The organism is Thalassococcus sp. BH17M4-6 (assembly GCF_049323015.1).
GTDB lineage: Bacteria > Pseudomonadota > Alphaproteobacteria > Rhodobacterales > Rhodobacteraceae > Puniceibacterium.
The window spans coordinates 19303-44684 of sequence record NZ_JBMPGU010000015.1 but is presented as its reverse complement, the minus strand read 5'-3'; the positions used below and the strand labels follow the sequence as shown (position 1 = coordinate 44684).

General features: G+C 66.0%; 17 protein-coding genes. 6 read left to right on the top strand and 11 right to left on the bottom strand.

Annotation, left to right across the window (positions count from 1 at the left end):
- Positions 1–102: 102 nt before the first annotated feature.
- From ACOXXX_RS18190 to ACOXXX_RS18155, 8 genes are all read right to left on the bottom strand, one after another.
- Positions 103–2688 carry a M10 family metallopeptidase gene (locus tag ACOXXX_RS18190; RefSeq protein ID WP_422828033.1) on the bottom strand — a complete coding sequence of 862 codons (2586 nt, stop codon included), beginning with the start codon at positions 2686–2688 and terminating at the stop codon, positions 103–105.
- A gap of 95 nt (positions 2689–2783) precedes the next feature.
- Positions 2784–5348, bottom strand: a complete 2565-nt coding sequence (locus ACOXXX_RS18185) for a hypothetical protein (protein WP_422828032.1) — start codon at positions 5346–5348, stop codon at positions 2784–2786.
- Positions 5349–5451: 103 nt separating this feature from the next.
- Positions 5452–5835, bottom strand: coding sequence for a hypothetical protein (locus tag ACOXXX_RS18180; protein ID WP_422828031.1), 384 nt, complete (start codon positions 5833–5835; stop codon positions 5452–5454).
- Positions 5836–5878: 43 nt separating this feature from the next.
- Positions 5879–6724: a 3-deoxy-8-phosphooctulonate synthase gene (gene kdsA, locus ACOXXX_RS18175; RefSeq protein WP_422828030.1), complete on the bottom strand. Its 846-nt coding sequence runs from the start codon at positions 6722–6724 to the stop codon at positions 5879–5881.
- A complete protein-coding gene (locus tag ACOXXX_RS18170; protein ID WP_422828029.1) occupies positions 6725–7513 on the bottom strand; it encodes a 3-deoxy-manno-octulosonate cytidylyltransferase in 789 nt (262 codons plus the stop codon).
- A 9-nt stretch (positions 7514–7522) separates the two neighbouring features.
- Positions 7523–8515: a KpsF/GutQ family sugar-phosphate isomerase gene (locus tag ACOXXX_RS18165; RefSeq protein ID WP_422828028.1), complete on the bottom strand. Its 993-nt coding sequence runs from the start codon at positions 8513–8515 to the stop codon at positions 7523–7525.
- A 50-nt stretch (positions 8516–8565) separates the two neighbouring features.
- Complete coding sequence (locus ACOXXX_RS18160) at positions 8566–9648, bottom strand: ParB/RepB/Spo0J family partition protein (protein ID WP_422828027.1); 1083 nt, start codon at positions 9646–9648, stop codon at positions 8566–8568.
- 117 nt (positions 9649–9765) lie between these two features.
- Positions 9766–11157 carry an AAA family ATPase gene (locus ACOXXX_RS18155; protein ID WP_422828026.1) on the bottom strand — a complete coding sequence of 464 codons (1392 nt, stop codon included), beginning with the start codon at positions 11155–11157 and terminating at the stop codon, positions 9766–9768.
- Positions 11158–11648: 491 nt separating this feature from the next.
- On the opposite strand from ACOXXX_RS18155, the gene ACOXXX_RS18150 reads away from it, so the two are divergent.
- On the top strand, positions 11649–12662 hold the full coding sequence (locus ACOXXX_RS18150; RefSeq protein ID WP_422828025.1) for a replication initiator protein A: 1014 nt from the start codon (positions 11649–11651) through the stop codon (positions 12660–12662).
- 20 nt (positions 12663–12682) lie between these two features.
- Here ACOXXX_RS18150 and ACOXXX_RS18145 read toward each other — a convergent pair whose 3' ends face one another.
- Positions 12683–13723, bottom strand: a complete 1041-nt coding sequence (locus ACOXXX_RS18145) for a DUF2793 domain-containing protein (protein ID WP_422828024.1) — start codon at positions 13721–13723, stop codon at positions 12683–12685.
- A 178-nt stretch (positions 13724–13901) separates the two neighbouring features.
- Here ACOXXX_RS18145 and rfbC point away from each other — a divergent pair, with 178 nt between their 5' ends.
- The 5 genes from rfbC to ACOXXX_RS18120 all read left to right on the top strand — a co-directional run bounded on the left by rfbC (position 13902) and on the right by ACOXXX_RS18120 (position 23472).
- The gene (gene rfbC, locus ACOXXX_RS18140) at positions 13902–14459 is read left to right on the top strand and encodes a dTDP-4-dehydrorhamnose 3,5-epimerase (protein WP_422828023.1); all 558 of its coding nucleotides are present in this window, start codon (positions 13902–13904) and stop codon (positions 14457–14459) included.
- 3 nt (positions 14460–14462) lie between these two features.
- Entirely contained in the window at positions 14463–15566 is a 1104-nt protein-coding gene (rfbB, locus tag ACOXXX_RS18135; RefSeq protein WP_422828022.1) for a dTDP-glucose 4,6-dehydratase, read from the top strand.
- Positions 15563–16417, top strand: a complete 855-nt coding sequence (rfbD, locus tag ACOXXX_RS18130; RefSeq protein ID WP_422828021.1) for a dTDP-4-dehydrorhamnose reductase — start codon at positions 15563–15565, stop codon at positions 16415–16417. Before rfbB ends, rfbD begins: the two co-directional genes overlap by 4 nt.
- Positions 16418–16961: 544 nt before the next feature.
- Positions 16962–19883 carry a hypothetical protein gene (locus ACOXXX_RS18125; RefSeq protein WP_422828020.1) on the top strand — a complete coding sequence of 974 codons (2922 nt, stop codon included), beginning with the start codon at positions 16962–16964 and terminating at the stop codon, positions 19881–19883.
- 79 nt (positions 19884–19962) lie between these two features.
- Complete coding sequence (locus tag ACOXXX_RS18120) at positions 19963–23472, top strand: glycosyltransferase (RefSeq protein ID WP_422828019.1); 3510 nt, start codon at positions 19963–19965, stop codon at positions 23470–23472.
- Positions 23473–23491: 19 nt separating this feature from the next.
- Here the strand turns inward: ACOXXX_RS18120 and ACOXXX_RS18115 are convergent, their stop codons facing one another.
- Together ACOXXX_RS18115 and ACOXXX_RS18110 are read right to left on the bottom strand one after the other, a co-directional pair.
- Positions 23492–24631: a polysaccharide pyruvyl transferase family protein gene (locus ACOXXX_RS18115; RefSeq protein WP_422828018.1), complete on the bottom strand. Its 1140-nt coding sequence runs from the start codon at positions 24629–24631 to the stop codon at positions 23492–23494.
- A gap of 15 nt (positions 24632–24646) precedes the next feature.
- Positions 24647–25255: a hypothetical protein gene (locus ACOXXX_RS18110; RefSeq protein ID WP_422828017.1), complete on the bottom strand. Its 609-nt coding sequence runs from the start codon at positions 25253–25255 to the stop codon at positions 24647–24649.
- Positions 25256–25382 lie beyond the last annotated feature (127 nt).

Below are 25382 nucleotides of genomic sequence, written 5' to 3'. Positions count from 1 at the left end.
CGGGACGGGTGAAACGATCCGGACCCCGGCCAAGCCGGACCGGGGATGTTTTAGAAACCCCCGGGGCCGGACACAAGCCCCACCCCGGACAGGTACGGGATATCAACCGAAGATGAAATCATCCTCGCTGAAGTCCGACACCGTCGTTTCGAGCACCACGATGCGGTGATTGCCATAGGTCATCTCGACCGCCATCTGCCCTTCGAAGAAGATGTCCTCGAGCCCCAGCCGCCCCAGCTCGTCCGAGACGCCGCGCAGGCCGGTGACCTGGATCAGGTCGATGCCCTCTTCGAAATCGCGGATCACCGTGGTGCCGCCGCCCGACAGCGTGTTGAACACGAAGGTGTCCGCGCCGCTGCCGCCCAGCACCGTGTCGGTGCCCAGGCCCGGGTTGATCGTGTCGTTGCCCGCGCCACCGTCCAGGAAGTCGTCCCCGGCGCCACCGCCCAGGAAATCGTTGCCCTCCCGGCCATAGACCACGTCGTTGAAATCGCCCGCGCCGACCACGTCGTTGCCGGTGCCCGCGTCGATCAGGTCGTTGCCGCGGCCACCGCCGATGGTGTCGTTGCCCGACCCGCCCATCACCGTGTCGTTGCCAAAGCTGCCCGCCGCGCGGTCGTTGCCCGCGCCCACGTCGATGTCGTCGCTGTCGGCGCCGCCGGAAAACACGTCGTCGCCGTCGCCGCCGCGGATCGTGTCGTCGCCAAAGCCGCCGCCGCCGCGGTCGTTGCCCGCGCCGCCATTCAGGCTGTCGTTGCCGTCGCCGCCGCCCAGCCGGTCGTTGCCGTCACCGCCCAGCACCGTGTCGTTGCCCGCCTCGCCCGGCAGCCGGTCGTTGCCCGCGCCACCGTCCAGCAGGTCGTTGCCCGCGCCCCCCTTGAGCCCGTCATCCCCGGCGCCGCCCAGTACCGTGTCATCCCCCCCCAGGGCATCGATCCGGTCGTCGCCGTCGGTGCCCACCAGGCTGTCGTCGCCCTCTGTAGGCGTGCCACCCGGCTCAGGGCCAGGGTCGGGATCCGGCGTCGGATCCGGATCGGGGACCGGCGTCGGATCGGGGACCGGCGTCGGACCCGGATCGGGTTCGGGGGTGGGGTCCAGGCTCAGCAGCTCCGCGGCGCTGAAGACGCCGTCGGTGAATTCGAAGAGTTCGATGTTGGTATAGACATCGGTGCCCAGCACCGAAGCCACGCGCAGGGTGCTGCTGGTGCTGGACAGCACCACGATCCCGGTCGAGGCGATGTCGAGCACCGCAATGTCGACGCCCGCGCCGCCCTGCACCGTGTCGTTGCCCGCACCGCCCTCGATGCGGTTGTTGGCGCTGTTGCCGATCAGCATGTCGTTGCTGGTGCCGCCGATCAGGTTCTCGATCACCGTGCCCCGGGCGATCACCAGGTTTCCGTCGAATCCGGCAATGTCAGAGACGCTTTCGGGCACCAGGCTGACGCGCATCGGATCCTCGACCGTGCTCAGGTCCAGCGTGTCGATGCCGCCGGTGTCGTAGATCGTCAGACCGATCGCGCCACCGCCGTAAAGGTCGGGGTTGCTCGGTGCACCGTCGAACAAGATCGCCGACAACTCGCCCAGCCAGCCGCCGACGTTGGAATTGGCCCCCCAGACGGTGTTGCCGGTATAGGCCTGGGCGGTGCCGTACAGGCTCTGTATCGCCAGGATATCGGCCAGCATCGGGGTGATGATCGCCACGTCATCCCCTCTGACAAAGGTGTTATCCTCGGGCGTGAAATACGACATGACCGTCAGCTGGGTGCTGTCGTTGCGATAGACGTTGTCGTCGCCGTAGCTGGCAAAGCCGTCATAGGGCCCGGCATGGCCCAGCCCCAGCGCATGGCCGATCTCGTGCAGGTAGGTCTGGAAGGAATAGCTGTCGATCGTGGTGCCAAAATCCGCCAGCCAGTCGGTCCCGACGTTCACCGACGCCTGGCTGACGATGCCGTTGGCGTTGAAGTTCGAGGGCCCCGCGAAGGCGCCGCTCTGGCTGTCGTCGAAGATGATCATCGCGCCAGGCGACGTGGTTTCCCGGAAGGTGACGCCCAGCACGGTGCTCCAGCTGTCCAGCGCCCAGCGGGCCAGTTGCTGGCCGTCCGGGGTCAGCGCGCTGATGTTGACGGTGATGGTGTCGCCCGGGCTCACGTCGAACCGGTAGGGCGCGGGGTACCCCCAGTCGAAATCGGTCAGATAGCTCGCCACCTGGTCGGCGCTGAACACGTCGTCGGCCACCTGCAGGGTATAAAGCCCGGAATCCCCGGCAAAGCCGGTCACCCCGACGTAATAGGTGCCGGTGACGGACGGGGTGTATTCGATCAGCGGAAAGGTGTTGATCGGCGCCCCGGTCAGCGGGTCGATCAGCGCATCGTCGTTGAACGCCACCTCGTTGCCCGCGCTGTCATAGACCCGCAGCACCGGGTCGCCCAGCCCGTTGGCAGTGCCGCCACGGCCCCAGACGTTGATGACATAGCCCTGCCCGGCCACCAGCTCGACCGCGATCCAGTCGGTGTCGCCGTTGCTGAGCGCGCCGTTGAACGTGTCGTCGACCGCGATGCTGTAGCCGGTGCCGGTGCCCGCCGGGGCATCGCCGCTGTTTTCGGTCACCACCGCCTGGCGCGTCGCACCTTCGGTCGGAAGCACGGGTTTTGCGCCGGAAAGCAGGGAAGGCGGGGGGATCGCGGTCACGGTTTGTACCTCACAGCAGGTTATCGCGCGCACTATCGAAATCTTGCCTCCGAATGTCCATCCGAAAGCCGCGTCTCACACCAAAGTGGCGAAGATCACGTGAACAGGAAATCGTCCGCATCAAGGTCCGACGCCGACACCCCCAGCACCAGGATCGTGTGATCGCCGTAAAGGATGCGCGCCGCATCCTCGCCGTCCACCCGCACATCGGTGATGTCGAGTCGGCTGACAGGGTCGCTTCCCGGCAGGTTGCGGCCCACCAGCCGCAGCAGGTCGGTGCCGTCCTCGAAATCGGTGATAAGCCCGCGCCCGCCCCCCGACAGCGCGTTGAAGACGAAGGTATCAGACCCTGTTCCGCCTGAAAGCGTGTCGTTTCCGTAACCGCCGTTCAGCGTGTCGTCGCCTTCGTTGCCGCGCAGGTAGTCGTTTCCGGCGCCACCGCCGATGAAATCGTCGCCCGGACCGCCGCGAACGGTGTCGTGATGTTCGCCCGCACCGATGACGTCGTCGCCTGGGCCGCCGCGCATGAAATCGTTGCCCGCGCCGCCGCCCATGGTGTCGTCGCCCGCGTCGCCATTGACCGAATCGTCGCCCCAGCTGCCCGCCAGCCGGTCGTTGCCGTCGCCGCCTTCGACAAGATCGGTGCCCGCGCCGCCGGAAAAGATGTCGTCGCCCGCATCGCCCTGCAGGGTGTCGTTGCCATCGCCGCCGCCGCCGCGGTCGTTGCCGTCGCCGCCGACCATCAGGTCGTGGCCCGGCCCGCCGCCCAGACGGTCGTTGCCCTCGGCGCCATAGATCCTGTCGTTCCCGGCCTCGCCGGGCAGGCGGTCGTCGCCCGGGCCGCCATAGATCATGTCGTTGCCCCCGCGCCCCTTGATGCCGTCGTTCCCGGCCCCGCCGCGCAGCGTGTCATTGCCCGCCCCGCCGTCGATCGTATCGTCCCAATTGCCGCCCGAAAGACTGTCCGCCCCGGCGCCGCCGCGCAGGTTCTGACCCTGCGGGACAGGTGCTGGCGCCGGTGCGGGCGCGGGCGGCGGCGTCGGTGCGGGCGGCGGCGCAGGGGGGGGTGCCGGCGCGGGCGCGATCGGGTCGGGCGGCGGCACCGACCCGGAATCGGGGTTCGGATCGGGCGGGGCCACCGCCTCCTGCAGCGCGCCGGTGCGCACGTCGATGCGGCTCAGCATGACCGGCAGCAGCCGCGCGATATCGGCCTCGGTCAGCGGCGCATTGGTGTCGCGGCGCAGCTCCAGAACCTCGTCGCCAAAGCCGATCAGCGCGCCGTAGGGCATGCTGGTGATCTGCAGCTGGTCGATGTCGTAGAGAAACCCCCAGGCCGAAAGGTCGAGCACATCCTGCCCGGGCCGGATATCCGTGATCACATCGCGCTGGCCATCCGCCTGCAGCACGAAGGTGTCGGCCCCTGCCCCGCCCGTCAGCCGGTCCGCCCCCGGCCCGTCCGACAGGATGTCGTCGCCCGCCCCGGCCAGGATCGTGCCGGCCCCGGTGTCGAGCGACAGCATGTCATCCGCAGCACTGCCGTTGACCCGGCCCGACGCCTGTGACACCACCAGCCCCGGGCTGCTGAAATCGACCCTGAACAGGCTCAAACCCGGCTCGTTCGCCGCGGTCGTGAGAATCTCGAACCCGCCGGGTACCGCCTGCGCCGCGAGCCCCGACACACCCTGCAGCGCGGCCCCGTTGGTATCCTCGACGGTGTCCAGATGCACCAGCCGCCCCTGCGGCGTCAGGGCAAAGACGCTGAACCCGTCATCGGATCCGGCGGCGATGACGAAGACATGCCCGTCGATCGTGATCACATCCAGCTGCGTCGCCCCGGCAAAGCGCGTGTCGCGCCCGTCGATCAGGTGATCGCTGACCGAAAGCGTGCCACCCGCCGCAACCTCGAGCACCGTCAGGCTGTTCGACCCCGCCGCCGCGACGATCAGGAAATCCTGGCCCGCCACCTCTGCCGCCTCAAGCGCGGTGACGGTCTGCACCGGCAGGCTTTGTTCGCGGCCCAGATGCGCCACCGGGGTCAGGCTGCCGCCGCTGCTGATGCGGTAGCCGCTGACCCCGTGTTCGCTGGCCGATCCGGCATACAGAAACCGGCCCTGATCCGTCTCTATCACGGCCAGATCGCTGACATTGCCGAGGTATTGCGTGCCGCTGTCGGCGCGCACCTGCCGGGCGCCGGGATTGCCCGTGGCCCCCAGCACAAAGGCGCTGATCCCCGACCCGTCCGCCGGCGCCACAAAGAGCAGATCCTGCGCGCCGTGTTCGACCGCCAGCACCGTGGCGGCGCTGCCCTGCAGCGCCCCGGGGCTCAGATAGGCCAGCTGGCCGTCGCGGTTGCCCGTCTCCCACGCCGCCTGGGCGGTGGCGATGACGCTGCGCGGCAGGGCGGCCCCCGCCTCTCCGGGGATGGAAAGCGCGACGCGGCTGGCCGGGCTGTGCCAGTGGGTGGCCAGCACCGACGGCAGGCCGGGCCGCGCCAGATCGAAGTCAAGCGTCGCGCCATAGCCGTATTGCGCCACTGCGATCCGGTCGCCCGCGGCGGTGGCGACCGGCACGATCGACACCGCCCCCGCGGGCTGGCCAAAGGCCCCTGACGTGATCGTGCCTGTGAAACGGGCCGTGACCGGCATCTGCTGCACCCCCATGCATCCTCAAGGATGCGGGTGTGGCAGAGGGGCAGGGTCTCAGTGGCCCGGAATCATGGCGCAAAGCGGGCGTTTGATGACAGTTTGGTTCAATCCGGCCGGATCAGTCGGACAGTTCCGCGATCAGCCGGTCCAGAAGCTGCGTCCGCCCCGCCATGTCCAGCGGCGCACCACGCCGGGCGGTGCCGCGCAGCTCTCCGCGCGTGGCGCCACGGTCGATGCGCGCGGCAAAGGTGTAGCGGTCGTGGGTTTCCACCACCAGCGTCAGGTCGGCGGGGGTGCCTTCGCTGATCCGCGCGCCGGGATAGGCCGCCGCCAGCCGCGCCACGAAGGCCGCGCAGATGCCGTCGGGCAGGGCGGTCTTGGGGCCTTCGGCGGTGCAGGCCACCTGCCATGTCTCGGGGCTCTGGCCCATTGCCGTGGTCATGCCTGTGCCTCCTGCCAGGGTCGCGACGATCAGCGCCGCCTGCCGTATTCCGGGTCTCATGGTCCCTCCTGCCGTTTCGCGCGCGAAACTTTTGACCATCTGATCAAATTTTATCCTGCCCCTTGCGCAGATCGTCATAGGCGCGCAGCTGGCCGATCAGCGCCGCCATCCGGTCCACCGGGATCATGTTGGGCCCGTCGCTGGGGGCGTTGTCCGGGTCCTGGTGGGTTTCGATGAACAGCGCGCTCACCCCCACCGCGCAGGCCGCGCGGGCCAGCACCGGCGCGAATTCGCGCTGCCCGCCGCTGGTCGCGCCCTGCCCGCCCGGCTGCTGCACCGAATGGGTGGCGTCGAACACCACCGGATAGCCGGTGGCGGCCATCGTCGGCAGACCGCGAAAATCGCTCACCAGCGTGTTGTAGCCAAAGCTGGTGCCACGGTCGCAAAGCAGGATGTTGTTGTTGCCGGTGCTCGCCACCTTGGCCGCGACATTGGCCATGTCCCACGGGGCAAGGAACTGGCCCTTTTTGATGTTGATGGCGCGCCCCGTCTCTCCGGCAGCGAGTAAGAGGTCGGTCTGGCGCGACAGGAAGGCGGGGATCTGCAGCACGTCGCAGACTTGCGCCGCGGGGGCGCAATGGTCGGGCAGGTGCACATCCGTGAGCACCGGACAGCCGAATTCGTCTCTTATCCGGCCCAGGATCTCCAATCCCGCCACCATCCCCAGGCCGCGCTCAGAGCCCAGGGAAGACCGGTTGGCCTTGTCGTAGCTGGCCTTGAAGATGAAGCGCGTGCCCGTCGCGGCACAGGCCTCGGCGATCTTTTCCGCCATCATCCGGGCGTGATCCAGGCTTTCCAGCTGGCAGGGTCCGGTGATCAGCGCGAAAGGATGGGCCGCGCCGATGGCGATATCGCCCACGGTGACGGTGCGGGTGTCGAGGATATCCATCTAAAGCTCCTTCAATGCGGCTTCGATGCGGGGGATGTCGGCGGGGTTATTGAGCTCCCAGAACACCCGGCCGCGGCCATCGACTTCCGTACAGGCCACAGGCACGCCGTTTTCGACAAACCGCAACTGCTCCAGCCCTTCCAGCGCCTCGAGCGTGCCAACGGGCCAGCCCATGTAGGCGCGCAACGCGTCCGGGCGGTAGGCATAGACGCCAACGTGGTGAAAGACCGGGATCGGATCGGGCAGCTTGCCCGGGTCGATATAGGGAATGACCTCTTTCGAGAAATAGAGCGCATGGCCGTTCGTCCCGAAGACCGCCGTGGTGCCGCCGACGCGGCCCGCGGCGCGGTCCTCGCGGAAGTGGCCATAGGTCAGCGCATCGCAGCGCAGCACCGGGGTGGCCACCTGCGCGGTCTGATCGGCCGCCATGGCGGCCATCAAATCCTCGATGAACCAAGGCGGGGTGAGGGGGGCATCGCCCTGCAGGTTGACCACCAGATCCGTCTCTATCCCGGCCCGATCCAGCGCATCAGCGCAGCGTTCGGTGCCGTTGCGGCAACCCTCGGAGGTCATGATGACCTGCGCGCCGAAGCCCTTCGCATGATCCGCGATCCGGTCATCGTCGGTGGCCACATATACCGCGTCGATGCCGCGCACGCCTGTGGCCGCTTCCCAGCTCATCCGGATCAGGCTCTTCTTCTCGCCCGTGGGCAGGGTCAGTTCGGCGAGCGGCTTGCCCGGATACCGGGTCGAGGCATAGCGCGCGGGGATGATCAGGGTGGTTTTCATCACGGCTCCTTACGCGACGCCCGCCCGCAGGCAGTCATGGATGTGCAGCACGCCTTCGGGATGGCCGCTGTCGTCGACCACCAGCAGGACCGAGATCTTGCGGTCGTTCATCATCGCCAGGGCCCGCGCCGCCAGCACATCCGGCGTCACGGTGACGGGGTGTTTCGTGGCGATCTGACCGGCGCTGCGCTGCATCAGCGCGTCCATGTTGCGGCGCAAATCGCCGTCGGTGACGATCCCCATCAGCGCGCCATCCTCGGCCACCACGGCGGCGATGCCAAAGCCCTTGGCCGACATCACCAGCAGGGTTTCCTGCATCGGCATATCAGGGTCTACCAAGGGCAAAGCGTCGCGCCCGTGCATGAGGTCCGCCACCCGGCTCATCTGCGCGCCCAGCTTGCCGCCAGGGTGGAAATGCCGGTAATGCGCCATCTCGAAGCCGCGCGCCTTCATCAGCGCCACGGCCAGCGCATCGCCAAGCGCGATCATCAGCGTGGTCGAGGTGGTGGGCGCCATGCCCATCGGGCAGGCCTCGGGCATCTGCGGCAGGGTCAGGCGCAGGCTGGCGGCGCGCATCAGGGTGCTGTCCGGTTTGCTCGACATGCCGATGATCGGGATGTCGAAGCGGGTGCAATAGGCAATCTCGTCCGCCAGTTCCGGTGTTTCGCCCGAGTTTGACATCAGCAGGCAGACATCGCCGCCCGCGATCATGCCCAGGTCGCCATGGCTCGCCTCGCCCGCATGGACGAAATAGCTGGGCGTGCCGGTGCTGGCGAGCGTGGCGGAAATCTTGCGCCCGACATGGCCCGATTTGCCCACCCCCGACACGATCACCCGGCCGGTGGTGCCCAAGATCAGATCGACGGCGGCGGCGAAATCCTCGGGCAGCGCGTCCGACAGCGCATCAAGCGCGCGGGCTTCGAGCGTCAGCACCTCGCGGGCGGTATCGGTGGCCGTGGCGGCAGGGGCGGCGGCGGTGTCGGGCATGGCATCCTCGGGCATGGCTGCCCCGGTCTAGCAGGTCGCGCCGGGGGGCGGAAGCGCCCAGCCGGTCACAGCCTGTCGGTCAGCCAGGCGCGCAGTTCACTGTGCAGATCGGCGGGCAGGTTGTCGCCGCTGATGGCGATGTCGCCGTTGAAGAACACCCGCATCCAGACCCCCGGCGCGATCTCTGTGCCGCCTGTCCGGACGCTGCGCGCCTGCGCTTCGGACAGGCGCTCGCCCTCCTGCGGATCGGCAAAGATGTTGGTGACCGGGGCGGGCGGAGGCGGCGTCTGGGGCCGGATCAGGGTCTGTTTCGTCGCGGTCGCCGGAGCCTTGAGCGCCGCGTCGATCAGCGCCTGTTCGGCCTGCGGATCAGCGGGCGGCGTGGCGGCAAGGGCGGTGCGCAGGCGCGGGGCCAGGCCGGGATCGTCTTCCAACGCGCGCGACAGCGTCAGGCCGCTGCGTTCACCGATCGCCTCGGGGTACCGCAGCGCGCCATCAAGCTGTGCCACGATGGTCAGAAAGCTGCCGATCTTCGACCGCTTGGGCCGGGAGGCGGCGGCAAAGAGCGCGGCCAAAGCGGCTTTTTCGCTGGCATAGACCCCGTTTTCCGCAGCCTTGGCCACGATGCGGGCGCGCTCATAATAGCTCAGCCCGACGCGGATCTCGTTTTCCTCGACCATGGCGAGGTAGGCGTCGGACGCCTCTTCGGGCCGGCGCAGCAGGGCCAGGACCGAGGTGAACCGGTCTTCGCCGGTCTCAGCCGCCAGCCGCCGCAGCGCCTCGCACCGTCGCCAGCCCGAAATCAGGCCAAAGCGGCCGCCGCCCAGATCCGCCACCTCGACCGGGGTCTGCTGGCCCCGGGCGCGCAGGGACTCCATCAGCGCCGTCATATCCGCATCGTCGACCAGCGTGCGGTCGCGCACGAGGTAATCCAGCTGGATGTCCCCCAGCGGCAGGGTCAGCACCATCCGCCCCTCACTTCGGGCGCGGTTCAGGGTGTCTGCCATCTCGTCCAGGGCGGCGGCAGAGGAGGCCTCGCGCGCCACATCGGCGATGGGGGCGGCGGCGAACATGCCTTTCGCCTGCGGCTCCGGGGCGGTGTCCAGATAACCGGGATTGGGCGGGGTCAGGCGTTTGCGCTTGGCCATGTCAAAGGCTCCTTTTGCCCGGGATAAGAGCGCATGCGCCCTCAACAGAGTCTGAAAGCATCGCGCCGGGATGTTTCGCGCGCGAAACTTTTGACCATCTGGTCAAATATGACCCGCTCATTCCGCCGCCTCCTGCGCACCCAGCTCATCGCGCCGCCAGGACCCGATCAGGAGTTGCTTGAAGGCGGCATAGGTGGCGTCGAAGGTTTCGCGCCCGCGGGCATAGGTTTCGCGGTTGAAGTCGCGGTAGTCGGCCTCGTAGATGCCCTGCACCTGTTCGCCGGCCTGCCCGATGAGCGCGGTGAAATCCTGCCGGTGGGGCGACAGGGTCTGGCCCAGATAAGCCTGCATGAGGGCGGCCAGTTCCGCCTGCTGGCTGCCGTCATAGCGGGTGACCACGGCCCGCACCGCATCCCACTGAAAGGCCAGCCCCTCGCGACCCAGGGCGCGGGCGGCCATGTTCTCGGCCTCTTCGATGCTGCCAAAGGTCGAATGCAGCATGTCGAAGAACCGGCCCGTGCTGTCGAATTCGAGGAACGACGCGCCCAAAGGCACCAGCAGGATATCCGCCGCGGCGAGCCCGTTGATGGTGAGGTAGCCAAGCGCCGGGGGCGTGTCGATGAAGACCACGTCATAGGCATCCAGCACCCCGTCCTCGGCCAGGCTGTCGGTCAGCGCATCCCAAAGCTTCCAGCCGCGCCCCTGCATCCGCCAGACGGGGATCTGGAATTCGGCCCAGTAGAGGTTCAGCTGCGCGCCGATGAGGTCGATATTGGGCCAGTGGGTTTTCTGGACGAGGCTTTGCGCCCTGATCTCCAGCGCTTCGGACAGCGTGTCATCGAGCGGCTGCGGTGCATCCCCCCGGTCCATCCGGCGCTGGTTTTCGACGCGCTGGTGACGGGCGTAGTGGCGCGCCAGCAGCGGGAACACCGTCTGCCATTCATCCGCCACCTTGCCGCCGAAGATCGAGGTCATGGAGCCTTGGGAATCCAGGTCGATCACCAGCACCTTGTAGCCGTCAAGCGCGGCGGACATCGCCAGATGCGCCGCCGTCGAGGTCTTGCCGACGCCGCCCTTGAAGTTGGCCACCGCCACCATCTTGGCGGACTGTCCCTTGGGCCGGTAGGGCAGGTATTCCTTGGCCTTCGACCCTTCGGTTCCGAAATGCGCGCGCAGGCGCAGCACCTCGTCGAGGGTGAACCACTTGGCGCCGCCGTCGGTTTCGGACCGGCCCTGCGGCAGGTCGGGGTTCTGCTTCAGTACCCGGCGGAAATGGCCCACGGCGACGGGGATGAGGTAGCGGGTGATCTCCCATGTGGAAAAAAGCCTGAGCTGGCGCGCGCCGTTTTCCTCGAGCCCGCGCGAGGCGAGGTCTTCGCGCCCCGCGGTGCAGGCCCGGGCGATCTGGCCAAAGCCGTCGGTGGCGGTGGGTGCGCCAAGCGCGGCAAGGGCCGCGTCGGGGTCGATGTTGAAATAGGGGGGCAGGGGGCCCCGGGGGTCGGATTTCATCTGCTGCTCGTCCCGTGCCAGAGGGGTGTTTTTTGTGGGGATATCCCCCCGGCGCCTCTATGTGCGCCCTTTTAGGCAGAGTACCAGAAAACCGCGTACATGAAAGCAAAACCCGCACATCACTGTGCTTTTCTCAGCAAATAGCGCGTGGTTTCAGGGATTTGGCACCGGGGCCGTCGGGGTGCTAACACCCAAAGCCCTGTTATTTTCTGTTAGTTCATACGTTACGGGGTAGGGGGCCTTTCTGCAAAGCCCTGTTTTTCATGGGTCAAATCGCCGCCCGGAAAGCCACGGCGACTCTGAACCCCCGAAGGCGCGACTCCGATCCCCCGCTATGGCGACTCCGATCCGCCGATGCCGGGGCAGGCGATGCTGGACGCAGGCTGTGGATAACTTTAGCCTAGGCGTCACTGAAACCCCGAAAGCAGATTCGCAAGAAAAACCGGGGGCAGGGCGGCAGAGCAGGCCGCGGGACAGATGAGGCAAAAGGCATGACCCCAGCAGGTACTGCGGGTGGCGGCGGACGATTACCCGACCGGCATCCGACGGCGGATTTTTTCGTCTGCGATATCTTCGGCGCCTCCCCCAAGGACGATCTGGGGTCGATGGAACATCCGATCTTTTCGCTCTCGACCCGGCCCGACCGGCGGGTGCTGAGCTACGAGCACAACGGCACGCAGGTGGAGGTCACCCCCTCGGTCAAGGGCCGGGCGACGATCCACGACAAGGACGTGCTGATCTACTGCGTGAGCCAGCTGATGGCGGCGATGAACGCAGGCAGGGCGATCAGCCGGACGCTGCAGCTCAGGGCGCATGATCTGCTGGTGGCCACCAACCGCGACACCTCGGGCGATGCCTACACCCGGCTCAAGGAAGCCTTTGAACGGCTGGCGGGCACGCGCATCACCACCAATCTGGCGACGGGCGGCATCGAGACGACGCGCGGCTTCGGCCTGATCGAAAGCTGGGAGATCGTGCGCCGGTCGCGCGGCGGGCGGATGATCAGCGTGACGGTGACGCTGTCGGAATGGATCTACCGCGCGGTGCTGGGCCGGTCGGTGCTGACGCTGAGCCGGGAGTATTTCCGCCTGCGCAAACCGCTGGAGCGGCGGATCTACGAACTGGCGCGCAAGCATTGCGGCCGCCAGTCCAGCTGGACGGTCAGCGTGGCCACGCTGCACAAGAAGGCCGGGTCGACCGCGCCGCTGCGGGTCTTTCGCGCGGCGCTGCGGCGGATGGCCCAGGATGCCAACCTGCCCGAATATGACATGGCCGAAGCCGAGGGGGACCTGATGCGGTTCACCCGCCGGGGTCTGGTGATCGATCCGATCGGCGCGCCCAGCCTGAGCCCGGAGGCGCTGGAGCAGGCGCGCAGCCTTGTGCCCGGCGCGGATGTCTATGCGCTCGAGGCGCAGTGGCGCGGCTGGTGGGCCGAGAGCGGGCGCAAGCGGCTGGGCAATGCCGATGCGGCGTTTCTGGGCTGGGTGAAGACGCGGCGGAGCTAGGGGCCGCGCGGCAACCTGGGTCAGATCGCCGTGCCCGTGGCATCCCGCCAGATCGTGCCATCGCTCCAGAGCGGTTGCGCCAGCCCGGTGTCGTAGATCATCGCGCCCGCGCCCTGCGCCGCGGCGTCGGGGCGGCTGGCGCTGGCATAGCTGCCGGGCCGCACCGGGCCGGACACGTCAAGGGCGCAGGACGGGGCCGTGGTGCCGATGCCGACCCGGCCCGCGGCGGTGATCGTCATCCGCGTGGTGTTGGCGGTGGCGAAATTGGTGGCCGTCGCCTCGTAGTTCCAGAAATAGGCGGCGTTGGAATAGCCGAACCAGAACCCGTCGGTGGCGCCGCTGCCCGAGTTGCCGTTGCTGAGCAGGATCGAGGCGCCAAGCCCGTTGGGGCGGTGGATGTGCAGCGGGTATTTCGGATCGGTCGTGCCCAGCCCGATATTGCCGTTGTCGCCGCGCACGTGCAGCGCCTCGGTCCAGGTGCTGCCGTCGTCCGACACCTTGAGCGACAGCGCCTCCGACCCCGCCAGCCCGATCTCGGCCCGGCCCGAATAGCCCGACTGGAAGAGCAGCGACGCGGTGTCGGCTGCGGCGTCCTTGTTGACCTTGATCCGGTGCCCGCCGCCGTCGCCGGTGAAGAGGCTGGCCGGGCCACGCACCGCCAGCCGGTTGGTGGCGTCCGCCGCGGTGCCCACGCCGACCCCGTCCAGATCGTCGAAATCGGGGGCCACTTCCTGCCAGTCGCCGTCGCGGTAGACCCGCAGCAGGCCGGTGTCCGCCTCGGTCGCGATCCAGCCGGGTTTCGGGGTCACGAACAGCCACGCCCCGTCAAGATAGGCGGCAAGCTGCCCGTCCTGCCCGGCAAAGGCGTCCTGCGCGCCTGTCCCCAGCGCATAGACCGCGCCCTCTTCGGGCACGCCGGGCGGCTGGGTGGCGGCAAAGGCGGTGACGGTCAGCTGCACCAGGATATCGAGCCGGGTCAGCGCCTCGTTGTGGGTGACGTGCTTTTGCGCCTGCGCGGGCGCCAGATAGGGCAGCGACAGGGCGGGGGAGGTATCGGCCATGGGGTGGGCTCCGTCTGTTATTGCCGTGCAAACTGCGCGCGCGGTATCAACATCCCCTTAGTCCACCGTACGGCCGGTCTTGTGGCTGGCCGGAACCTCCCCGTTTCCGGAGCTTTCGCTTGGGTGTCATCCCGTGTAAGGGAGGTGCCGCGATAGACATTCCGTGGGACCGCTCTTGATGCTCGAAATTGAAAAGACTGCCATTCCAGAGGTTCTGATTCTGACGCCCCGCCGGTTCGGCGACGATCGCGGTTTCTTCAGCGAAAGCTGGAACCGTCAGCGCATGGCCGAGGCCGGGCTCGACTACGATTTCGTGCAGGACAACCATTCGTTGTCGGCCAAGGTCGGCACGATCCGGGGGCTGCACTTTCAGGCACCGCCACATGCCCAGGACAAGTTGGTGCGCTGCGGCAAGGGCGCGCTTTTCGACGTGGCCGTCGACATCCGCCGCGGCAGCCCGACCTACGGCCACTGGGTAGGGTGCGAGCTGACGTTCGAGAACGGCAAGCAACTGCTGGTGCCCGCGGGCTTCTTGCACGGCTTTGTCACCCGGGCACCCGATACCGAGATTCTCTACAAATGCACGGATTACTACGCGCCCGAGTGCGACGGCGCGGTGCGCTGGGACAGCTGCGGCATCGACTGGGGGTTCGACGGCACACCGCTTCTGTCGGACAAGGATGCCGCCGCGCCGCCGCTGGCAGAGTTCGAAACGCCGTTCGTCTATGAGGGCTGAGCCATGAAACTGCTTGTGACCGGCGGCGCCGGCTTCATCGGATCCGCGGTGGTGCGCCGCGCCATCGCCGACGGGCATGAGGTGATCAACCTCGACGCGCTGACCTATGCGGCCTGTCTCGACAACGTGGCGAGCGTGGCGGATCACCCCGGTTATACCTTCGTGCAGGCCGACATCCGCGACCGCGCGGCGCTGGACCGGGCCTTTGCCGAACACACACCCGATGCGGTGATGCACCTGGCCGCGGAATCCCACGTCGACCGCTCCATCGACGGGCCGGGCGATTTCATCGAGACCAACATCACCGGCACCTACAACATGCTCGAGGCCGCGCGCGCCTACTGGGTGGGGCAGGGCCGGCCCGAGGCGTTCCGCTTTCACCACATCTCGACCGACGAGGTCTTCGGCTCGCTGCCCGCCGACCCGGGCGTCAAGTTCACCGAGGACACGCCCTACGATCCGCGCAGTCCCTATTCCGCCTCGAAAGCCTCTTCCGACCATCTGGTGCGCGCCTGGCACGAGACCTACGGCCTGCCGGTGGTGCTGAGCAACTGCTCGAACAACTACGGCCCCTATCACTTCCCAGAAAAGCTGATCCCGGTGATCATCCTCAACGCGCTGGCAGGGCGCGACCTGCCGATCTACGGCGACGGGTCGAACGTGCGCGACTGGCTCTATGTCGAGGATCACGCCGAGGCGCTGCTGCTGGTGGTGCAGAAGGGGCAGGTGGGGCGCAGCTACAACATCGGCGGCGAGAACGAGCGCACCAACCTCGAACTGGTGACCACGCTCTGCGGCATCCTCGACGAGCTGCGCCCGGCAAACCACTCCTATGCCGAGCAGATCACCTATGTCACCGACCGCCCTGGGCATGACGCGCGCTATGCCATCGACCCCGCCCGCATCCGCGCCGAACTGGGCTGGCGGCCGTCGGTCACGGTCGAGGAAGGCCTGCGCCGCACCGTGCAGTGGTATCTGGACAACGAGGACTGGTGGCGCGCGCTGCAAAGCCGCAAGGGCGTCGGTGAACGGCTGGGAGTGAGCGCCGTCTCGGCGCCCGTCCCGGGGACGGGGTCAGGCGCGAACAGGCGGAGCCCAGGCACATGATCCTGGTCTTCGGTCAGAACGGCCAGGTGGCCACGGAACTGGCGCGGCAGGCGGGCGATCAGGTGTTGTGCCTGGACCGCGAGGCCGCCGACCTGAGCGATCCCGCCGCCTGTTCGGCAGCGATAGAGACACATAAGCCCCGCGCCGTGATCAACGCCGCCGCCTGGACCGCCGTCGACAAGGCAGAGGACCACGAGGCCGAGGCCGCCGTGATCAACGGCGACGCCCCCGCCGCCATGGCGCGGGTCTGCGCGGCGCAGGGCATTCCGCTGGTGCATATCTCGACCGATTACGTCTTCGATGGCAGCGGCACGGACCCTTGGGTGGAAACAGACCCTGTTGCGCCGCAAAATGCCTATGGCCGCACCAAGCTGGCGGGCGAAGACGGCGTGCGCGCGGCAGGCGGCGCCTACGCGATCCTGCGCACCTCCTGGGTGGTCTCGGCGCATGGGGCGAACTTCGTCAAGACCATGCTGCGGCTCGGGGCCGAGCGCGACCGGCTTACCATCGTCGCCGACCAGGTGGGCGGGCCGACGCCTGCGGCCGATATCGCCGCCGCCTGCCTGTCCATCGCCGACCAGCTGATCGCCGACCCCGCGAAGACCGGCACCTATCACCTCTCGGGGGGGCCGGACGTGAGCTGGGCCGATTTCGCCCGCGAAATCTTTGCCCAGGCCGGGTTGTCGCCAGAGGTCGTGGACATCCCCACCACAGAGTTTCCCACCCCTGCCACGCGCCCCGCCAATTCGCGGCTCGACAACGCTGCGCTGACGGCCGCCTTCGGCATCGCCCGCCCCGACTGGCGCACGGGCCTGAGTTCCATTTTGCGGGATCTGAACGCGCTTTCCTGATCTGGACCGCGACTGCCGTGATCTTGGCGCCCCTGCATCTTATCAAGGCCGATCCAGTCGGCTTTCAGGCCCCGGGCGTGCCGCGAACAGCGGGCAGGACAACGCGGAGACCGGCGCGTTTTTTGGCATTTTGTACCGGCAGCCTGTCAGTGCCGGGATGCCGCAACCATGTTGATGGACACCCAAGCCTGCATACACTAACAGTCGGCGCGACCGGTTCGGCAGGCCTTGGCTGAGATTTACAGAGGGCCGGTATCGAACCGTCGCCGGAGTAACGCGGCAGTCAAGATGAGCCGTGCGGAGTGGGCCTATGAAGCTTGTCATTCATATCGGGATGCCAAAGACCGGTACCACTGCGATTCAGCACATGCTGCGCGACAATGCCGATATTCTGGCCGACCGCGGCGTCCTTTATCCGCTGGTTCCGGGAACCGGTCATGCGCATACCCATCTGTGCCTGCTGCACGAAAGCGACCGCCCCCCGAATTTCCTGCGCAACATCTATGCGCGCGATCCGCGCGGCCTGGCCCGGATCGGCGAGGACATGCTGGACCGGCTGAACGCGCAGGTCACGGCCCGCGAGGCCAATATCGATACCGTCGTTCTGTCGTCCGAGGCGTGGTTCTTTCGACCCTATTTCGCCGAGAATCCGGCTTTCTCGGCTTTTTGCGCGCAGTTCGAAAGCTGCAAGGTCATGTGTTATGTGCGTCGGCCGTCGGCGTATTACCTGTCTGCGCTGCAACAGCAGCTCAAGGCGGATCATCGCGTGATCACCCCCAGCACGCCAAGTTACCGCTTCGTGATGGAGACTTTGGGGCGCCACTACGGGCTGCAGGTTCGCGACTTCGACCGCACCGCACTTTATTCGGGTGACATCGTGCAGGATTTTGCCCGCCAGGTCCTGGGCATCGATCTGCCGTCCGATATCCGTGGGCCGGGGTCCAACAAGAGCTTTTCCAGTGCCGGAATGCATGTGCTGCAACAGTGGCGCGCCAGCCTGCCGCAAGACAGTTGGGGAAAGCGCAGCCGCGAAACCATCGCCTTCGAAGCGGCGCTGCGCGAGGCCGAGGAAAAACTCGGACCGGCTCCGTCACCGAAGCTGCACAATGCTCTCGCGGCCTGGCTTGATCGGCCGACAGAGAATCTGACATATCTGCGCGATACGTTCGGTATTGATTTCATAACCGATGCCGGCGATGTGGCTGCACCTCAAATCACCGCGGATACCCCGTTGAAGGAGATCACGCCGATCGACTGGCTGCGCGTCGATGCTCTGCAAACGGAGTTGGGGCTGGCGACCGGGACGGTGCGCCTGCCGGAATCGACCGCTCCGACCGTGATGCTGGAAGAGGCGCTGGAGAACCAGCAAGAGCGAGAACCAGAGGAACTCGAAATGAGTACAAAAAACACCGTCGCGCCCAAGCGCACTGCCGTGATGGTACTGGGGATGCACCGGTCGGGCACCTCGGCACTTGGCGGGGTGCTATCGATCCTTGGCTGCGATCGCCCTGCACAGGAGATGAAGCCGAACGCTTCGAATGAGCAGGGTTATTTCGAATCTCAGGTGCTTTACGGGCTGCACAACCGGCTTCTGAAATCCGCAGGGAGCAGTTGGGACGACTGGACCGAGTTCAATCCGCGCTGGTTCGACAGCCCGCGCGGCGCCGAATTTCGGGCGGCTGCCGCCGAGGCGTTGCAGGCTGAGTTCGGTACGTCGCCGCTCTTTCTGCTCAAGGATCCGAGGATTTGCCGTTTCGTGCCGTTCTGGGCCGGTGTGCTGGATGATGCGGGATGCGCGGTAAAGGTGGTGCACACGCATCGCAATCCGCTGGAAGTGGCCGCGTCGCTGGAAAAGCGGGACGGCTTGCCGCGTGATCTTGGCGTCCTGATCTGGCTGCGCTACGTGCTTGACGCCGAATACGGGTCACGCGGGATGTCGCGGACCTTCACCAGTTACCGGCACCTGCTGTCGGACTGGGCGAGTATGGCGAGCCAGATCGAAGAGGATCTTGATCTGCTTCTGCCAAGGATGTCGCCCGGTTCCGCCCGCGAAATCGATGCGTTTCTTCGGGCCGATCTTCGGCATTTCGACGAACCGCAAACGCGGGTGCTGCGCAATCCCTTCATTTCGGACTGGGTGCGCAGCGCTTTCTCGATTCTCGAACGCTGGGCTGAGACCGGCGAGGATGCAGCCGACCATGCGGCTTTCGACCAGATGCGCGCCGCGTTCAACGCAGCCGCGCCAGCCTTTGCTCAGCTCGTTGAAATCGTGCGCGATGACGCGCCCAATCGGGCCAAGCTGCAGGAGAGCGAGAGCAAGCGCAAAGAAGAAAAGGCGAAATATGACGAACTGAAGGAAAGCCATCAGACCGAAGCGCATCGCGCCCGGCACGCGCAGCGCCAGCGGGACGCTGCCCAGGCGGACCTTGATGCCGCCAAAAACGAGATCAAGGGCCTGAGCGACCGCCTGGCGCAGACCGAAAATTCTCTGGGCGAGCGGATCGCCGGGCTCGAGAAGGAACGCGATGCCGCGACCGACCGCGTCAAGGGGTTGACGGGTGATCTGGACGCTGCCCAGTCGGACCTCGATGCCGCCAGAAACGAGATCAAGTGCCTGAGCGACCGTCTGGCGCAGACCGAAAGCTCTCTGGGCGAGCGGATCGCCGGGCTCGAGAAGGAACGCGATGCCGCGGCCGACCGCGTCAAGGGGTTGACGGGTGATCTGGACGATGCCCGTGCGGAACTGGATACCGCCAACAACGAGATCAAGGATCTGAGCGACCGCCTGGCGCAGACCCAGAGTGCGCTGGAGCAGCGCCGTGCCGAAGCGGAAGAGGTCGGGGCGGCGCTTGAGATGGCGCGGGCAGAGACCTCCAGACAGGACGAAAAGCTGCGGACGCGCGCCGAGGAAATGTCACGCCTGACCGGGGCGGTCATTGATTTGGAAACCGAACTTCGCAGCATCCGCAGCGCGCAGCAAACCGCCGAGCGGGCCTTGCGCGAGACCCGGGAGAAGTTCGACCGAGAAAACGCCGCGCATCGTGCGACCGCGTCCGAGTTGAAGGCGGCGCGGTCCCGGGTGACCGAACTCGACGGCGATCTGGCGCGGCTCACCCGGCTTGGCAATGCCGACAAGCAGGTGATGACAGAGCGGTTGCGCGGGCTCGAATCCCGGCTTGGCGAGAAAGAGGCGGAGCTTCACCAAGCTCAGCTTGAGCACACCCAGCTGGCCAAGAAAGCCCGTGATCAGGCAGACAAGATTTTGCGGACTGAAACAAAACTGAGCATTCGGGAAAACGAACTGAAAGAAAGTCTGGCCCGGGTCGAAAATCAGAACGAGACCCTTGCCAATCAGGCTCAGCGTCTGGAAGCTGCGGAATATGCTTTGATGGCCTTGCAAGACAGCAGTTCTTGGAAATTCACTGCGCCGCTACGCAGGCTCGGGTCACTCTTGCGTCGGTCATGACGATTTTTGGCCGGGGTGCACTTTTGCAGTTCCGACCACATTGCTCACGGTTTGTCCCACGACGGAAAATGAGATTGATATGACGGATATTTCGACGATGAAGCACAACGAACCTCCCTTTCTGAAAGTCAGGCGACCGCATCCGCAAGAGGTTGCCCAGCTGGCGGCGTCGCCGCTCTTTGATGCCGATTGGTACGTCAGCGAATTCCCCGATGTCGATATGACCGGCCTCAAGCCCGAAGAACATTATCTCTGGGTGGGTGCGCTTATGCTGCGCGATCCGTCACCGCAGTTTTCGACCCGGTTTTATCTTGAGGACAACCCCGATGTCGCGCGCGCGGGTGTAAACCCGCTGGTGCATTACCTGCGTTCGGGCCGGGCCGAAGGCCGCCGCGCCCGGCGCAACGGCGCAGGCGCCAATGATCTGCCGACCTCAGCGCTGGCCCCCGCGACCGGTCCCGATCCCTGGCTGACCGATCTGCGCCGGAGCCGCATGCTGGCGGCGCTGCCGAATGAAGCCGACGACCTGCTCGAACAGCCAGGCCCGGCCGAAATCGAGGTGGCCGACGCTCTGCTTGCCGAAGCTCCCGCGCCGCAGGTGTCGGTGGTCATGCCGAGCTGGAACCGGGCGGATGTGGTCGGGCGGGCGCTGAAAAGCGCGCTCAACCAGTCGCTGCCCCCCTTCGAGATCCTGCTGGTCGACGACGGCAGCACCGACGACACCGTCGCCAGGGTGCGCCGCGAATTCGCACCTGAACTGAAGAGCGGCCGCATCCGGTTGCTCGAATCCGATCACACCGGGGTCAGCGGCGCGCGCAACGTCGGACTGGCGGCGGCCCGGGGCGACATGATCGCCTATCTCGACAGCGACAACCTCTGGCGGCGGGACTACCTGCGTATCATGTGCGCGCTTTTTGCCGAATGCGACGAGGTCATGACCGCCTATGCGGGCCTCGCGATGAACGATCTGGACAACGACAACAAGTATCTCAACGGCCGCTCCTACGACCGCCAGCGGATGATCGGAACCAATTTCATCGACCTCAACGTCTTCATGCACCGGCGCGAGATCTACGATCAGTATGGCGGGTTCGACGAAGGGCTGAAGCGGCTGGTCGACTGGGATCTGATCCTGCGCTACACGCGGCTTTACGAACCGGTCTTCCTGCCCTTCGTGGGGGTCGACTATTTCCTCGACGGCGACCGGCTTGGCAATATCACCCGCACCGTGTCGCTCGAGGACAACAAGGCCGCGGTGCTGGCCAAGCTGCGCTGCGAACGTTTCCGCCGCGGGCTTGAGGCACCGAAGATCGGTTACGTGCTCTGGGACTGGCCGGCGCTGAGCCAGAGCTTCGTGCTGGCCGAACTGGAATGGCTGGTGCGCGAGGGGGTCGATGTCGAGGTTTTCTACCATGTCGACCCGGACAAGGCCGCAACCCTCGGCTTTCCGATCACCGCTCACCGGGTCGAAAACCACGAGCATCTGGCGCGGCTGCTGACCGAGCGCGACCGCAGTCTGGTGCATGCGCATTTCGCCTATCCTGCGACCACGCTGATGGCCTGGCCGGCGTGTCAGGCGGCGGGGATCCCGTTCACCTTCTTTGCCCATGCGGTCGACATCTTTCACGAAAAAAATGTCCTTCGGAACCGCATCGCCGAGGTGGTCGCGGACCCGCTTTGCCTGCGGCTTTTCGTGCACGGAGATCACCACCGCGGCTTTCTGGAAAATCTCGGCGTACCGACCGAGAAGATCGCCTACAATTTCCAGGCCGTCGATCTCGATATCTTTCGTGAAGTGGCGGCCAAGGCCCCGCCCGTGGCGGACGCGCCGCGCCGCGGGATCTTCGTTGGCCGCTTCGTCGAGAAGAAGGGGATCGAGACGCTGATCGCGGCGGCCGCGGAACTGAAGGACGACAAGGTCGCCTTCGATGTCTACGGCTACGGACCGCTGGATGCGCAGGTACGCGAAAAAGCCAAGGCGCTTGGCCTGACAAACCTGGTGTTCCACGGTCCCCTGGATGGGCGCAAGGCGGTGCGCGACGCGCTTGCGGCGGCGGATTTCGTCGTGGTGCCCAGTATCGTCGCGGAAAACGGCGATACCGAAGGCTTTCCCACCATCATCCTCGAAGCGATGGCGGCGGGCCGCCCGGTGGTGACCACCACGGTGTCGTCGATTCCGGATTTCCTCGATGACGAGATCACCGCGATTCTGACGCCGCCCGCTGATGCGACCGCCCTGGCCGACGGGGTGCGGCGGCTTGCGGCGATGGCCCCCGACCGGCTTGACGGGATGCTGCGCGACGCCCGAAGCTTTGTCGACCGGGGCGTCGGTCTGGGCCGCACGATGCAGACCTATTTCGATACCTGGGAAGAAAACCTGATCGACATCGTTCTGGTGACCTACAATACGCCCGAGTATCAGGACATCGATGAAACGCGCGAGATCATCCGCCGCATTCGTACGCACACCACCACGCCCTATACGCTGACCGTGGTCGACAACGGATCGGATCCGGCGTTCCGCGACATGCTGCTCGAGACCGCCCGGACGATGCCGCAGATGCGGTTGCTGCGGCTGCGCAAGAACCGCTTTTGCGGACCGGCGACCAACCTTGCCCTTGCCTCGAGCGATGCGGTGTTCACGGTTTATGTGTGCTCCAAGGAAGGGTTCATCGCGCGGCATGGCTGGGAACGTCACCTGCTCGAGGAGATGCGCGCCAATCCCGGCACCGCCATGGGCGGCACGCTGTGCCACATGCCGAAATTCACCCGCGGCGACGAGATCGTCGCGCATCCCGATTTCGAGCGCTTCCGCCACACCGGCTTTGCCAAGCAGCACCCCGGTCATGCCTTCCGGCACGTACAGGGCGGGGTCTATATCCTGCGCCGCGACGCGGTCGGGCATGGGGCGGCGTTTTCCGACGATGTTCCGCAGGGCAATACCGATGTGGAATTCAGCTATTTCCTGGAAAGCCGGGGCAAAAAGCTCGACACGATGTCATCGATCTCGTCGCTGACCGTCAAGACGCTGCCGCGGCTGACTGCGGTGATGGATGAACATACGGCCATCGCCCATCCGCATACGTTGGACAGTGTCCATGACATGGACCGGCTGCAACTTCGCGACACCACCCGCTGCAACATTTGCGAAGCCTGGAATTCCTTCGATGCGCAAGGCCGCTGCGGGACCTGCGGCAGCGACGGGCTGGAGCGCAAGCTCTATCAGCGGCTCGCGCACGACTGGCGCGCGCATCGTGGCGCGGCGGCCGGGCTTGTGGGCTTTGACAAGGCCCTGGCCAAGGCGCTCGGAGAGCGGATGTTCCGGGTCACGCGTGCCGAGACGCTCCAGGCCCTGCCCGAGGGCGAGTTCAGCCTGCTGGTGTTGTCCGAGGATCCCGGATCCGAGGCGGGGGGCAAACTTGCCGCGCGATTGGCGCCGGGGGGGCTGATGATCTGGCCCGAAGGGACGGCGGGCACTTATTCGGCGCTGTCCGCAACGGCGCACAAGGTGCGCATCTCACACCGCAACAGCCGGGTGCTCAAGAGTGATTGGCGGCGGTTGTGCGAAGTGGAGCGGGCCCCGTCATAGGGCCCGCCAATCCTGTTCCTCAGGCGTTGGGGTTGAGGGCGTGATTCAACCGGTTGCGTTCGAAAAATGCGCGGAACCTGTGATAATAGGTCATGTACCCCAGGTTGAAGCGATCGAAATTCGCTTCCTGGTAGATTTCGGCATAGGGAATGCTGTCCGTGATACGGCTGGCTTCGATGGCCGGAATCGCCATGTTCTCGGCCATCTCGCGTGTCCGGCTGTCGTGCACGATCAGCACCGAAGGCGTGCCCGCCAGCAGACCGGCGATGGCACCGTGCAGGCGGGTCCCGATGACGAAATCGCGGCTGCCCAGATAGTCCAGCCAGTCGGGCAGGTTGAAGAAGACCTTCATGCGCTTGCGCAGCAGCGGCGTCAGCTGGTCCAGAGGCATGCCGTAATACTGCTCGGCAAAGCGCAGCCATTCCTCGCGGTGCGGTTCATCCCGGGTGATCCCTTCGAGGATCAGGTTGATCTCGGGTATTTCGGCCTGCGCCACGAAATCCACGTCGTCGGTCTGGATCAGTTTGGCGAAAAGACGCGACAGGCGATGGGTCGGGGATTTGGCGGTGAGCTGCGCTTCGCTGGGCAGCCCGCGCGAGCCCGAGATCGAGATGCGGGTCGGCGGTGTGGCGGACCCGTTCAGCTTTGGCGGCACCGGATCCATCATCAGGAGTGACGGACAGCCGGTGATCTCGACATTGTGGATTCCGTAATGCGCCAGCACCTCGGCGGTGAAGGCCCCGCGCACGCTGATGGCGGCGCTGCGTTCCGATACCACCTTGAGGAACCGCTTGGTCCCTTCGGTGAGTTCGGGGATCCGCGTGACGCTGCCCGACTGCGCACCGATGCCGATCACGAAGCAGGGCAGGTCGGTCTGTTCGATGACCGCGGCCCTGTCCCCGAGATCCGTGCGCGGCTGCAGCCAGTTGGCCGCCGCCAGCACGATGCTGTCATGGTTCTTGTGAACCTTGAGAAGATCTTTGGGATTGGCACTCGAAACCGGTGTTCCGCTGGTCGGTGCGAGCACCTTTTGCAGGGCCCGGGAAAACAGCATGTTGCCGGTGTTCAGGCCCACCGCGCGCATATGGTTGAGCGTGGTGTCGCTACCCAGATCGGGAACCGCGGTGGCGGGGCTGATGAAGAAGGGGTTACTGTACATACGGGTCCTTGAGGTTTAGCCGCGGCCGAGAAACTTCATGGCATCGCGGTCCAGGACCATGACGCTGCAGCCGGTAAAGCCGTTCCATTCGCGTTCGGGGATATTGGCGGCCCTGAGCTGTTCTGCACCAACCGTCCTTTCGGCACTCCAGTTTTCGGGCAGATCGAGGATCGAGCCCAGATGCGTCGGCACGTCCTCACGCCCGAACCGGCGCACATGATCCTTTTGCGAGAGGGTCCGCACACGCTCTTCCTCGGAGATATCCTGGAAGTTCTCGGCATATTTTCCGGGCATGAAAGGCACGATGAAGACATGCTTGCCCGTCGGCTTGAGCATCCGGTGCAGATGATAGACCGGATAGGCGAGGTTGCAGGGAATATGCTCGAGCACGTGGCTGTGTATGATCAGGTCGTATTCTTGTGAAGGCCAGTGATCGAGATCGGTCAGATCAATCTTGCGGCAGCCTTTGGCGAATTTGAAAAGCTCCGGAAAGAGGTCCGCGAAATGATAATTTTCGGGTGTGATCCGGCTCTGCAATTTCTTGAAGATTCCGCGCTCGGGCGCGATATGCAGCACCCGGGTGTCGGGCCCGATGTTCATCGCCGAGAGGTGAAGCCAAAGCATGCGGGTACGTTCCAGAGATCCGCAGCCGGCGCAGCGCACGCTCTTTCGTACCCCTTGATCCAGAAAGCGGGTTTCACCGCAAAGGTTGCATTGCATCTGTCACAGGCCTTTCAGTCGTTTCAGGAAG